This window comes from Massilia sp. P1_C10 (assembly GCF_056406475.1).
The window spans coordinates 445869-458685 of the sequence record NZ_JBFUAC010000003.1; the positions used below are offsets into that span (position 1 = coordinate 445869).

The following is a 12817-nucleotide window of genomic DNA, read 5'->3' on the forward strand; positions in this document are numbered from 1 at the left end:
AACGAACCTGACCCCGGTTTTGCGCGCCGCCCGCTGAGTAATCGAAAACCTATCGGCTCTGTCCCCATTTAATTTTGCAAGCTATAGGAGCAAAATTAATCCTACTCCGACCCTAATTGTTTTAATTGACGGCTTCTGCTGCATTGCACTATTCTCAGCCTTCACCTGTTTAAAGTTGTGGAGAATGCACATGATTGCCCAAGGCTTGTACGATCCCTCGAATGAACACGATGCCTGCGGCGTCGGTTTCATCGCCCACATCAAGGGCAACAAGAGCCACTCCATCATCGAACAGGGTCTGCTGATCCTGAAAAACCTCGACCACCGGGGCGCGGTCGGCGCCGACAAGCTGATGGGCGACGGCGCCGGCATCCTGATCCAGATCCCCGACCAGTACTACCGCGACGAGATGGCGCGCCAGGGCGTCGAGCTGCCGCCGCCCGGCGAATACGGCGTCGGCATGGTCTTCCTGCCGAAGGAAAACGCCTCGCGCATCGCCTGCGAACAGGAAATCGAACGCGCCGTGCGCATCGAAGGCCAGGTGGTCCTCGGCTGGCGCAACGTGCCGATCGACGACGCCATGCCGATGTCGCCGACCGTGCGCGCCAAGGAGCCGGTGATCCGCCAGATCTTCATCGGCCGCGGCCCGGACATCATGGTCACCGACGCGCTCGAGCGAAAACTGTACGTGATCCGCAAATCGTCCGGCCACGCGATCCAGGCGCTGAAGCTCATTCACGGCAAGGAGTTCTTCGTGCCATCGATGTCGGCCCGCACCATCGTCTACAAGGGCCTGCTGCTGGCCGACCAGGTCGGCGTGTATTACAAGGACCTGCAGGACCCGCGCTGCATCTCGGCGCTGGCGCTGGTGCACCAGCGCTTCTCGACCAACACCTTCCCCGAGTGGCCGCTGGCCCACCCGTACCGCCTGATCGCACACAACGGCGAGATCAACACCGTCAAGGGCAACTTCAACTGGATGCGCGCGCGCGAAGGCGTGATGAAGTCCGCCGTGCTGGGCGACGACCTGGGCAAGCTGTTCCCGCTGATTTACGAAGGCCAGTCCGACACCGCCTGCTTCGACAACGCGCTCGAACTGCTGATCATGTCCGGCTATCCGATCGCCCAGGCGATGATGATGATGATCCCGGAAGCGTGGGAAAACCACACGCTGATGGACGACAACCGCAAGGCCTTCTACGAGTACTACGCGTCGATGATGGAGCCGTGGGACGGCCCGGCCGCGATGGCCTTCACCGACGGCCGCCACATCGGCGGCACGCTCGATCGCAACGGCCTGCGCCCCGCGCGCTACATCGTCACCGACGACGACCTGGTGGTGATGGCGTCCGAGTCCGGCGTGCTGCCGATTCCCGAATCGAAGATCATCCAGAAATGGCGCCTCCAGCCGGGCAAGATGTTCCTGATCGACCTCGAAGCCGGCCGCATCATCGACGACAAGGAACTGAAGGACACCTACGCCAACGCCAAGCCGTACAAGGCCTGGATCAATTCGGTGCGCATCAAGCTGGGCGAGATCAAGCTGGCCGAAAGCCAGCTCGCGCACAACCGCGCCAAGGACACGCCGGCGCAGGGCGAGAAGCCGGCGCCGAGCGTGCTCGATCGCCAGCAGGCCTTCGGCTATACGCAAGAGGACCTGAAATTCCTGATGGCGCCGATGGCCTTGCTGGGCGAGGAAGCCACGGGCTCGATGGGCAACGACTCGCCGCTGGCGGTGATGTCGAACAAACTCAAGCCGCTGTATAACTACTTCAAGCAGCTGTTCGCGCAGGTGACCAACCCGCCGATCGACCCGATCCGCGAAGCGATGGTGATGTCGCTGGTGTCCTTCATCGGCCCGAAACCGAACCTGCTCGACACGAATAACGTCAATCCGCCGATGCGCCTCGAAGTGTCGCAGCCGGTGCTGGGCTTTAACGATATGGTGCGCCTGCGCGGCATCAGCTCGCACACCGGCGGCAAGTTCAAGTCGTATGAGCTGAATATCTGCTACCCGATCGCCTGGGGCAAGGAAGGCATCGAAGCCTCGCTTGCTTCGCTGTGCGCGGAAGCGGTCGACGCGGTCAAGTCCGGCCACAACATCCTGATCATCTCCGACCGCGCGGTCTCCAGCGCACAAGTGGCGATTCCGGCGCTGCTGGCCACGTCCACCATCCACCAGCACCTGGTCGGCCGCGGCCTGCGCGCCTCCACCGGCCTGGTGGTGGAAACCGGCTCGGCGCGCGAGACCCACCACTTCGCGCTCTTGGCCGGCTACGGCGCCGAAGCCGTGCACCCGTACCTGGCGATGGAAACGCTGGTCGAATTGTCGCAAGGCCTGGCCGGCGACCTGTCGGGCGACACCGCCATCTACAACTACACCAAGGCGATCGGCAAGGGCCTGCTGAAAGTGATGTCGAAGATGGGCATCTCGACTTACATGTCGTATTGCGGCGCGCAGATCTTCGAAGCGGTCGGCCTGAACAAGTCGCTGGTCGACAAATACTTCCGCGGCACCGCGTCGGGCGTCGAAGGCATCGGCGTGTTCGAAGTGGCCGAGGAGGCGCTGCGCCTGCATAACCTGGCCTTCGGCGACGATCCGCTGCTGGAAGAGAACCTCGACACCGGCGGCGAGTACGCCTACCGCGTGCGCGGCGAAGACCACATGTGGACGCCGGACGCGATCGCCAAGCTGCAGCACTCGACCCGCGCCAACAACTTCAACAGCTACAAGGAATACGCGCAGATCATCAACGACCAGACCCGCCGTCACCTGACCCTGCGCGGCCTGTTCGAGTTCAAGCTCGACCCGGGCAAGGCGATTTCGATCGATGAAGTCGAGCCGGCCAAGGAGATCGTCAAGCGCTTCGCCACCGGCGCGATGTCGCTCGGCTCGATCTCGACCGAAGCCCACGCCACGCTGGCGATCGCGATGAACCGCATCGGCGGCAAGTCGAACACCGGCGAAGGCGGCGAGGACCCGGCGCGCTACACCCAGGAGCTGAAAGGCATCCCGATCAAACAGGGCCAGACCATGTCGTCGGTGATCGGCGAGAAGAACGTCGTCGTCGACATCCCGCTGCAGGACGGCGACTCGCTGCGCTCGCGCATCAAGCAGGTCGCGTCGGGCCGCTTCGGCGTCACCGCGGAGTACTTGAATTCCGCCGATCAGATCCAGATCAAGATGGCGCAGGGCGCCAAGCCCGGCGAAGGCGGCCAGCTGCCGGGCCACAAGGTCTCGGAATACATCGCCAGCCTGCGCTTCTCGGTGCCGGGCGTCGGCCTGATTTCGCCGCCGCCGCACCACGACATTTATTCGATCGAGGATTTGGCGCAGCTGATTCACGATTTGAAAAACGCCAATCCGCGCGCATCGATTTCTGTGAAGCTGGTGTCGGAAGTGGGCATCGGCACGGTGGCCGCCGGCGTCACCAAGGCCAAGGCCGACCACGTGGTCGTCGCCGGCCATGACGGCGGCACCGGCGCTTCGCCGCTGTCGTCGGTCAAGCACGCCGGCACGCCGTGGGAGCTGGGCCTGGCCGAAACGCAGCAGACGCTGGTCCTGAACGGCCTGCGCAGCCGCATCCGCGTGCAGGCCGACGGCCAGATGAAGACCGGCCGCGACGTCGTCATCGCCGCCATGCTGGGCGCCGACGAAATCGGCTTCGCCACCGCGCCGCTGGTGGTCGAAGGCTGCATCATGATGCGCAAGTGCCATCTGAACACCTGCCCGGTCGGCGTCGCCACGCAGGACCCGGTGCTGCGCGCGAAGTTCTCGGGCAAGCCGGAACACGTGGTCAACTACTTCTTCTTCGTCGCCGAGGAAGCGCGCCAGCTGATGGCGCAGCTGGGCATCCGCAGCTACGACGAATTGATCGGCCGCGCCGACCTGCTCGACAAGTCGAAGGCGATCTCGCACTGGAAGGCGCAGGGCCTGGACTTCTCGGCGATCTTTTATCAGCCGCCGGTCCAGCCGGGCAAGTCGGTGTTCCACACGGAAGAACAGGAGCACGGTCTTGAAAAGGCGCTGGACCACAAGCTGATCGCGCAGGCCAAGGCGGCGCTGGAGAAGGGAGAACGCGTCTCGTTCATCTCGCCGGTGCGCAACGTCAACCGCACGGTCGGCACCATGCTGTCGGGCGAAGTGGCCAAGCGCTACGGCCACGCCGGCCTGCCGGACGACACCATCCACATCCAGCTGCAAGGCACGGCGGGCCAGTCGGCCGCGGCCTTCCTCGCCGCCGGCATCACGCTCGACCTGGTCGGCGAGGGCAATGACTACGTCGGCAAGGGCCTGTCGGGCGGGCGCATCATCGTGCGGCCGAACACCGAGTTCCGCGGCTGGGCGGTCGACAACATCATCGTCGGCAACACCGTGCTGTATGGCGCGATTTCGGGCGAAGCCTTCTTCAACGGCGTGGCCGGCGAGCGTTTCGCTGTGCGCAACTCCGGCGCCACCGCGGTGGTCGAAGGCTGCGGCGACCATGGCTGCGAGTACATGACCGGCGGCACCGTCGTCGTGCTCGGCGCGACCGGACGCAATTTCGCGGCCGGCATGTCGGGCGGCGTCGCGTACGTCTACGATCCGGCCGGCGACTTCGAGAAGCGCTGCAATACCACGATGGTCAATCTCGAGCGCGTGCAAAGCGCGAAGGAGCAGGGCGACGTGTCGGGCTGGCACAGCCAGACCCGCGACGGCGAGCGCGAATCGGACGAAGCGATTCTCAAGCGCCTGATCGAGCGCCACTTCAAGCACACCGGCAGCACGCGGGCGCGCTACCTGCTCGACAACTGGGCCGAGGGCCGCGCCAAGTTCGTCAAGGTGTTCCCAACCGAGTACAAGCGCGCGCTGGAAGAGATGCACAACAGCAGCATGGAAGAAGCGGCCGAGAAGATCGCCGCCTGACAAACCGTCGCCGTACCAGCGAAGGCTGGTACCCATGCCGAGTCGGCCAGGCCAGAGCGACTCGCGTGACAGTACAAAATAAAAGGATTAATCGTGGGTAAAATCACCGGCTTCATGGAATTCAAGCGCCAGGACGAGGAGTATCTGCCGGCGCCGGCACGGGTCAAGAACTACCAGGAATTCGTGCTGCACCTGTCCGATCCGCAGGCCAAGCTGCAGGCGGCGCGCTGCATGGACTGCGGCATCCCGTTCTGCAACACCGGCTGCCCGGTCAACAACGTGATCCCTGACTGGAACGACCTGGTCTATCACGGCCATTACCGCGCCGCGCTCGACAACCTGCACTCGACCAACAACTTCCCCGAGTTCACCGGCCGCGTTTGTCCGGCGCCGTGCGAGTCGGCCTGCACGCTGGGCATCAACAACGACCCGGTCGGCATCAAGTCGATCGAGCACAAGATCATCGACACCGGCTGGGAGCATGGCTGGGTGGTGCCGCAGCCGCCTGCAAAGCTGACCGGCAAGAAGGTCGCCGTGGTGGGATCGGGTCCCGCCGGAATGGCCGCGGCGCAGCAGCTGGCGCGCACGGGCCACGCCGTCACCGTGTTCGAAAAGAGCGACCGCATCGGCGGCCTGCTTCGCTACGGCATCCCAGACTTCAAGATGGAAAAGTCGCACATCGACCTGCGCGTCAAGCAGATGGAAGCCGAAGGCGTGGTGTTCCGCACTAGCACCCTGATCGGCAAGGATTTTCCGGCGACCGTCAACAACTGGGCCAAGGAAACCATCTTCCCCGAAGACCTGGCCAAGGACTTCGACGCGATCATCTTGGCCGGCGGCGCCGAGCAGCCGCGCGACCTGCCGGTGCCGGGCCGCGAGCTGAAGGGCGTGCACTTCGCGATGGACTTCCTGCCGCTGCAGAACAAGGTCAACGCCGGCGACAAGGTCAAGGACCAGATCAAGGCCGGCGGCAAGCACGTGGTCGTGATCGGCGGCGGCGACACCGGTTCCGACTGCGTGGGCACCTCGAACCGCCACGGCGCCGCGTCGGTGGCGCAGTTCGAACTGATGCCGATGCCGCCGGAAGAAGAAAACAAGCCGCTGGTGTGGCCTTACTGGCCGACCAAGCTGCGCACCTCGTCGTCGCACGAAGAAGGCTGCGAGCGCGATTGGGCGGTGGCCACCAAGCGCCTGGAAGGCAAAGGCGGCAAGGTCGAGAAGCTGATCGCCTGCAAGGTCGAATGGAAAGACGGCAAGATGACCGAAGTGCCGGATTCGGAATTCGAGATGAAGGCCGACCTGGTGCTGCTGGCGATGGGCTTCGTCTCGCCGGTGCAGCAGGTGCTGGACGCGTTCGGCGTCGACAAGGACAACCGCGGCAATGCGCGCGCCACGACCGACGGCGAAGGCTGCTATGCCACCTCGGTGCCGAAAGTGTTCGCGGCGGGCGACATGCGGCGCGGGCAATCGCTGGTGGTGTGGGCGATCCGCGAAGGCCGCCAGTGCGCGCGCGCCGTCGATGAATTCCTGATGGGGTCTTCGGTCCTGCCGCGCTGATCGCAGTATCGGGGTCTGGTCCTGCGGACCTGACCCCATTCTTCATCTACTGCTTGCGGATAAACGACGTCACCTTGCTCAGAACCTCCGGGGAGATCGTCTCGTCGAGCGCGCCGTACTCGTCCGTCTTCCCAGTCTTCGCGGTCTGGAACATGTGATTGAGCGATGGCATGACGGCCGACTCCACCTTCCGGTTCCCGCCCGCCTTTAATGCGGCCACGATGCCGTTCATGCTCTCGACCGGCACCTGGCGATCGAGGCTGCCGTTCAGCACAAGCACCGGGCAGCGCACCGCGCGCCAGTCGGGGACCGGATTTGCCTTGAGCAGCGCCGGCAGCATCGGCTGCGCCGCCATCGCGGTCGACAGCGTGCCCTGGTTCATCCGGTGCTTGACCACCAGCGCACGGTCTTCCGCCGACAAGCCATCGTACAGCGCCTTGAGCGCGGCGACGCGCGCAGCAGGATCATCCTGCGTCATGACGATCCGGTAGTAGTCACGCACATACGGCATCAACCGCTCCACCGCAGCCGCATCGGCGCCATGGTCGGCCGCCTCCATGCGGTCCTGCAGCAGCATCAGGTCGATGCCGGGCAGGCCGACGCCGGCCAGCGAGACGATGAAGTCGATCGCGCCCGGATGGCCGGCCGCATAGCGCGCGGCGAGCATCGGTCCTTCGCTGTGGCCAAGCACGCCGACATGGCGAAACTCCCTGGTGGCCCTCATCGCCCGGACGACCGCGCCCACATCGTCAGCCAGCTGTGCCTGCGTGTGATTCGCATAGTCGCCGGTGGAGCGGCTGATCCCGCGCTTGTCGTAACGCAGCACCGCAATTCCCTGGCGCGCGAGATGGTCCGCCAGCACGGCAAAGGTGCGGTGGCCTTCGACTTCTTCGTCGCGCGTCTGCGGGCCGCTGCCATGCACCAGGATGACCAGGTTGGGACGGTTGGCGCTGGCCGGCATCGACAGCGTCGCGCCGAGCATCACGCCGTCGGCGCTGGGAATTGCAAGCGTCCGTTCGAAAGGCATGGGCGCCACCGGCGTCTGCCTGCGCACCTTGCGCGGAAAGTCGGCGACCTGCTTCAGGTCGAGCGGGAATGCCGCGCCGCCCTGTTTCCATTCCCCCTTGAAATGGTCGTCGGCCCAGGTCAGCGTCATCGAACCGAAGCCCAGTTCGAGTAGCGCCGTACCGCCCGTTTCGCTGACGCTCTTCATCGGAATGTCATACGCGCCCTGGTCCGGACTGGCAAAACTTGCCCACGCCGAACCGTCCGCCCGCTTGAATATTTCGGCGCCGAGCTTCAGCACGCGCCCGTCGGGCAAGGTCAGCTCGCCCATCCAGCGGCCGGGATGATTGTCCAGCATGCCGGCGTTGGCGCTCACCTGCGCGAGCAACAGCAAGACTGGGGCAAAATTTCGCAAAAACGGTTTCATCAGCGGTCCCATCGGAAAATGAAGAAGTATACGAACGGCAATGTTTTCAACTTGGCGAATCTTACGCGCAAAACCGGATCGTGTACGAAAAAGCCAAGGTTGTTTGATCCATATGTTTTTCATTGCGCGCCGCACAAGCGTCCCGAATGGTACGATTTCAGCTTGCTCGGATGATCAGATGGAAAACCTTCCATCCCCAGCCGTAGTCGAACAGTGAGGTGGGGTTGGAAAAAGTGTCAGACGTAGTCGAACCGGATGTGCTGGGAGCCTTGCGTCGCGCCACCGCCGACCGCCACGACATCCTTGACCGCGCCATGCCGCTGGCGGCCGCCGCGCCGTCGCTGGCCGATTACGGCGCCCACCTGGCTTTGCTGCACACCTGGCTGGCCGCGATCGAGGGCTGGCTGGCCGGCTACCACGACGGCCCGCAGGATCCCGCGCGCCTGGCGCCGATCCCGCGCGCCGCCATCATCGCGGCCGACCTGGCCGATCCCGCGATGCCGGCCCAGCTTCCGCTGCTCACACACGCCGCACCGCATTGGCCGGCCGGCGCCGGCGCCGCCTATCGCTGGGGCGTCTGCTACGTCGTCGAAGGCTCGCAGCTGGGCGGCGCGGTGCTGTTCAAACGCCTGCGCGGCGCGCTCGCCCCGCATCCGCTGACCTATCTGGGCGCCGACGGCGCCGCGGTCGGCGCGCGCTGGCAGCACTTCATCGCGCAGCTGCGCGCCAATGTCACCGCGCCGTGCGACGTCGCCGACGCCTGCGCCGGCGCCTGCGACGCGTTCGACAGCCTGCTCGCGCTGATGGACGCCGCGCATGAGTGACACCGACCTGACCCTGGCCAACTGCGCCGCCGAGCCCATCCACATTCCCGGCTCGATCCAGCCGCACGGCGCGCTGTTCGCGTTCAGCGCGCAACGCCTGCTGGTGGCGTGGAGCGCCAACTGCTTTGACCTGACCGGCGTGCAGCCGTCGCTCGGCGCCGAACTGGCGTCCTTGAACCTGCCGCTCGATGCGGTCGAACTGATCTACCAGGCCGGCGACGATCTCGATGCCGGCGAAGCGATGCCGTCCGCGTGCGAAGTGACTATCGGCGACGAGGAATTCGACTGCATCGTGCACGCTCACGACGGCCGCATCATCGCCGAATTCGAGCGCCGCGCGCTCAGCTCGGACGTGGTGGCCTCGTTCGCCCTCAAGGCGCACGGTGCGATCGACCGCCTCAAACGCCAGCAGTCGGTCGACGCATTGCTGAACATGGTGGTGCAGCAGGTGCGCCAGCTGACCGGCTTCGACCGCGTGATGGCCTACCGCTTCCGCCACGACGACAGCGGCGACGTGGTCGCCGAAGCCTGCAGCGAGGCCGTCGAAGCCTACCTCGGCCGGCGCTATCCGGCCAGCGACATCCCGGCGCAGGCGCGCCGCCTGTACCTGATCAACACCCTGCGCCTGATTTCGGACGTCGGCTACACGCCGGTGCCGGTGCTGGGCTGCGAAGGCGACGCGCCGCTCGACATGAGCCACGGCGTTCTGCGCAGCGTCTCGCCGATCCACATCGAGTACCTGCAGAACATGGGCGTGCATGCGTCGATGAGCATTTCGATCGTGGTCGGCGGCCGCTTGTGGGGCATGCTGGCCTGCCATCACATGGCGCCGCGCCAGGTGCCGTACTCGATCCGCATGGCGGCCGACGTGCTGGCCCAGGTGCTGGCGTCCAGCGTGCAGACGCTGGAAGCGCGCGGCCACGCGGCCGGCATCGAACGCGCCGCGGAACTGGGCTCGCGCGTGCTCGAGGCCATGAGCCACGAAGACCAGGTGCTGCGCGCGCTCGGCGATCACGCGCCCGAACTGTGCGAGGCGCTGCAGGCCGATGCGCTGGTGGTCGCCCAGCACGGCGAGTTCGTTATCCACGGCGCCATCGAACCCGAACTGGTTCGCGAAATTCTCGCGTCCATCGCCGACGTCGGCGAGGTGCTGTTCCAGCGCACCGAGGTGGCCGACTGGCCGGAGGACCTGCAAGCGCAGCTTGGCAAGTGGGTCGGCATGCTGGTGATGTCGTACGACGCGTCCTCGCAGGGCATGCTGCTGGCGCTGCGCACCGAGCAGGTCGAGGCGGTGCGCTGGGCCGGCAAGCCCGAAAAGATCGTCGCGCTCGGGCCGCTCGGCCCGCGCCTGACGCCGCGCGGCTCGTTCGACGAATGGTGCGAAACCGTGCGCGGACGCGCCGTGCCGTGGGACGCCACCAGCCTGACCATCGCCAGCGGGCTGCTGTCGAAAATCAGCCGCGCGGTCGCCGCGCGCAACGCCGAAATCGACCGCGCGCGCACCGAGCTGATGGCGATGCTGGGCCACGACCTGCGCGATCCGCTCCAGGCCATCAACATGGCCGGCGCGCTGCTTGAACGGGGCTCGCAGTCGCAAACCATCGGCCGGCGCATCCAGTCGTCCAGCAACCGCATGCAGCGCCTGATCGGGCACGTGCTCGACATGAGCCGCATCAACGGCGGCATCGGCCTGGGCATGCAGCTGGCGCAGACCGATCTGCGCGCGATGCTGGCCGACCTGGTCGAGGAGCTCGGCGCCGCCCACCCCGGCGCCAGTTTCAGGCTCGAGGCACCGGCGCCGGTCAGCGCGATGGTCGATCCCGACCGCCTGGTGCAGGTGATGACCAACTTGCTGTCGAATGCGCGCCATCACGGCGAGGCGGGCAAACCGGTCACGATTTCCTTGCGGGCTGAGGGCGCCGAGGCGGTGATCGGCGTGCGTAATTACGGCGCGCCGATTCCGGATGCGGTGGCCGACAAGCTGTTCGACCCGTTCAAGCATACGTCGCTGAACAATCCGCGCAACCGCAAGGGCGTCGGACTGGGGCTGTACATCGCGCACCAGATCGCGCGCGGGCACGGCGGCACCTTGGCCTACCACTACGACGAGCCGGAGATTGTCTTCACGCTGCGACTGCCGCTGGGGCATTGAGCAAAAATGGGTTCAGGTCCGCAGGACCAGACCCCGATGCTGCATGCCGGCGCGGGCATCAGCCGGGGACTGGTCCTGAGCGACCTGGCCCCATCTTCGCGTCACTCTGGTGCAATTTACATACACGTATGTATTTTAAATTTCTGGCTTGCATGCTGCGCTGCGGAAATAAATATGTGCGTAAAAACAGACACTTACGAACGCAATTATCTGACCCGTCGTTCATTAGTGTTGTATTCTAGGCCACATCGCGCGCGCCAGATCGGCCGTCCGCCAGCAGAGATTGACCTTTCTGCACTACAATACGGCATTCCCAAATACTGACTAAGCCTGTGTCCAATCTTGTCGAAATCCGCGATCTGCAGTTTGCATATGGAGAGCGCGTCATCCTGTCCAACCTGCGCATGGACTTCCCGCGCGGGAAGGTCATCGCCGTCATGGGCGGCTCCGGCTGCGGCAAGACCACGGTCCTGCGCCTTATCGGCGGCCAGATCCGCCCGCAAAAAGGCGAAGTCAAGGTCGGCGGCGAAGTGGTGCACCAGCTCGACACCGACGGCCTGTACCGCCTGCGCCGCAAGATGGGCATGCTGTTCCAGTTCGGCGCGCTGTTCACCGACCTGTCCGTGTTCGACAACGTCGCCTTCCCGCTGCGCGAGCACACCGACCTGCCGGAAGAGCTGATCCGCGACCTGGTGCTGCTCAAGCTCAACGCGGTCGGCCTGCGCAACGCGCACAAACTGAAGCCGTCCGAGATCTCGGGCGGCATGGCGCGCCGCGTCGCCGTCGCGCGCGCCATCGCGCTCGACCCGGAACTGATCATGTACGACGAGCCGTTCGCCGGCCTCGACCCGATCTCGATGGGCGTCACCGCCAACCTGATCCGCAAACTGAACGACGCGCTCGGCTCGACCTCGATCCTGGTCTCGCACGACGTGCACGAATGCTTCGCCATCGCCGACTACGTCTACTTCATGTCGGCCGGCAAGATCGTCGCGCAGGGGACGCCGGCCGACATGCGCGTGTCCGACGACCCGTACGTCAAACAGTTCGTCAACGCCGAAGCGGACGGCCCGGTGCCGTTCGACTATCCTGGCAGGGCGCTGGCCGACGACCTCGGCCTGGGAGTGGCGGCATGATCGGCACCCTGCTGGCCGGGATCGGCCGCCCGATTCGCGAAAGCCTGGCCCACGTCGGCTTCGCCACCCGCTCCTTCTTCGGCCTGATGGGCGTGACGCCAGGCGCGCTGCGCCGCCCCGCCCTGATTTCCGAGCAGATCCACTTCATCGGCAACTACTCGCTGGTGATCATCGTCGTCTCCGGCCTGTTCGTCGGCATGGTGCTCGGCCTGCAGGGCTACATCACCTTGACGCCCTACGGCGCGGAACAAAAGCTCGGCCAGGTTGTCGCACTGGCACTGGTGCGCGAATTGGGCCCGGTCGTGACCGCGCTGCTGTTCGCCGGGCGCGCCGGCACGTCGCTGACCGCGCAGATCGGCCTGATGAAGGCCGGCGAGCAATTGTCGGCAATGGAAATGATGGCGATCAACCCGATCCAGCGCGTGCTGGCGCCCCGCTTCTGGGCCGGCGTGATCGCAATGCCGATCCTGGCGACGATTTTCAGCGCCGTCGGCATCCTCGGCGGCTACCTGGTCGGCGTGCAGCTGATCGGCGTCGACGAGGGCGCGTTCTGGTCGCAGATGCAAGCCAACGTCGACGTGCGCGCCGACGTGCTGAACGGCGTGATCAAGAGCGTGGTGTTCGGCATCGCCGTCACGTTCACCGCGCTGTTCCAGGGCTACCATGCCGAGCCGACGCCGGAAGACGTCTCGCGCGCCACCACGCGCACCGTGGTGATCGCCTCGCTGATGGTGTGGGGCCTCGATTTCGTGCTGACCGCACTGATGTTTAACAAGTAATTGAATCCGGCAGCGTTGCCGAAGCGAATAA

Annotated in this window: 7 protein-coding genes; 6 read left to right on the forward strand and 1 reads right to left on the reverse strand. The window is 65.3% G+C overall.

Annotated elements, in window-relative coordinates; all coding sequences use genetic code 11:
• Window positions 1–190 precede the first annotated feature (190 nt).
• Window positions 191–4906 (forward strand): glutamate synthase-related protein, encoded by a 4716-nt coding sequence (locus tag AC1D02_RS09670; protein WP_477316135.1) that lies wholly within the window; start codon window positions 191–193, stop codon window positions 4904–4906.
• A gap of 93 nt (window positions 4907–4999) precedes the next feature.
• Window positions 5000–6463 carry a glutamate synthase subunit beta gene (locus AC1D02_RS09675; protein WP_477316137.1) on the forward strand — a complete coding sequence of 488 codons (1464 nt, stop codon included), beginning with the start codon at window positions 5000–5002 and terminating at the stop codon, window positions 6461–6463.
• A 46-nt stretch (window positions 6464–6509) separates the two neighbouring features.
• Here AC1D02_RS09675 and AC1D02_RS09680 read toward each other — a convergent pair whose 3' ends face one another.
• The gene (locus AC1D02_RS09680; RefSeq protein WP_477316139.1) at window positions 6510–7895 is read right to left on the reverse strand and encodes an alpha/beta hydrolase family protein; all 1386 of its coding nucleotides are present in this window, start codon (window positions 7893–7895) and stop codon (window positions 6510–6512) included.
• A gap of 233 nt (window positions 7896–8128) precedes the next feature.
• Here AC1D02_RS09680 and AC1D02_RS09685 point away from each other — a divergent pair, with 233 nt between their 5' ends.
• From AC1D02_RS09685 to mlaE, 4 genes are all read left to right on the forward strand, one after another.
• Window positions 8129–8719: a biliverdin-producing heme oxygenase gene (locus AC1D02_RS09685; protein WP_477316141.1), complete on the forward strand. Its 591-nt coding sequence runs from the start codon at window positions 8129–8131 to the stop codon at window positions 8717–8719.
• Window positions 8712–10871, forward strand: a complete 2160-nt coding sequence (locus tag AC1D02_RS09690) for an ATP-binding protein (RefSeq protein WP_477316143.1) — start codon at window positions 8712–8714, stop codon at window positions 10869–10871. Before AC1D02_RS09685 ends, AC1D02_RS09690 begins: the two co-directional genes overlap by 8 nt.
• Before the next feature lie 332 nt (window positions 10872–11203).
• Window positions 11204–12007 (forward strand): ABC transporter ATP-binding protein, encoded by an 804-nt coding sequence (locus AC1D02_RS09695; RefSeq protein ID WP_477316145.1) that lies wholly within the window; start codon window positions 11204–11206, stop codon window positions 12005–12007.
• Complete coding sequence (mlaE, locus tag AC1D02_RS09700) at window positions 12004–12786, forward strand: lipid asymmetry maintenance ABC transporter permease subunit MlaE (protein WP_477316147.1); 783 nt, start codon at window positions 12004–12006, stop codon at window positions 12784–12786. The genes AC1D02_RS09695 and mlaE overlap by 4 nt, the downstream gene beginning before the upstream one ends.
• The last annotated feature ends 31 nt before the right edge of the window (window positions 12787–12817 follow it).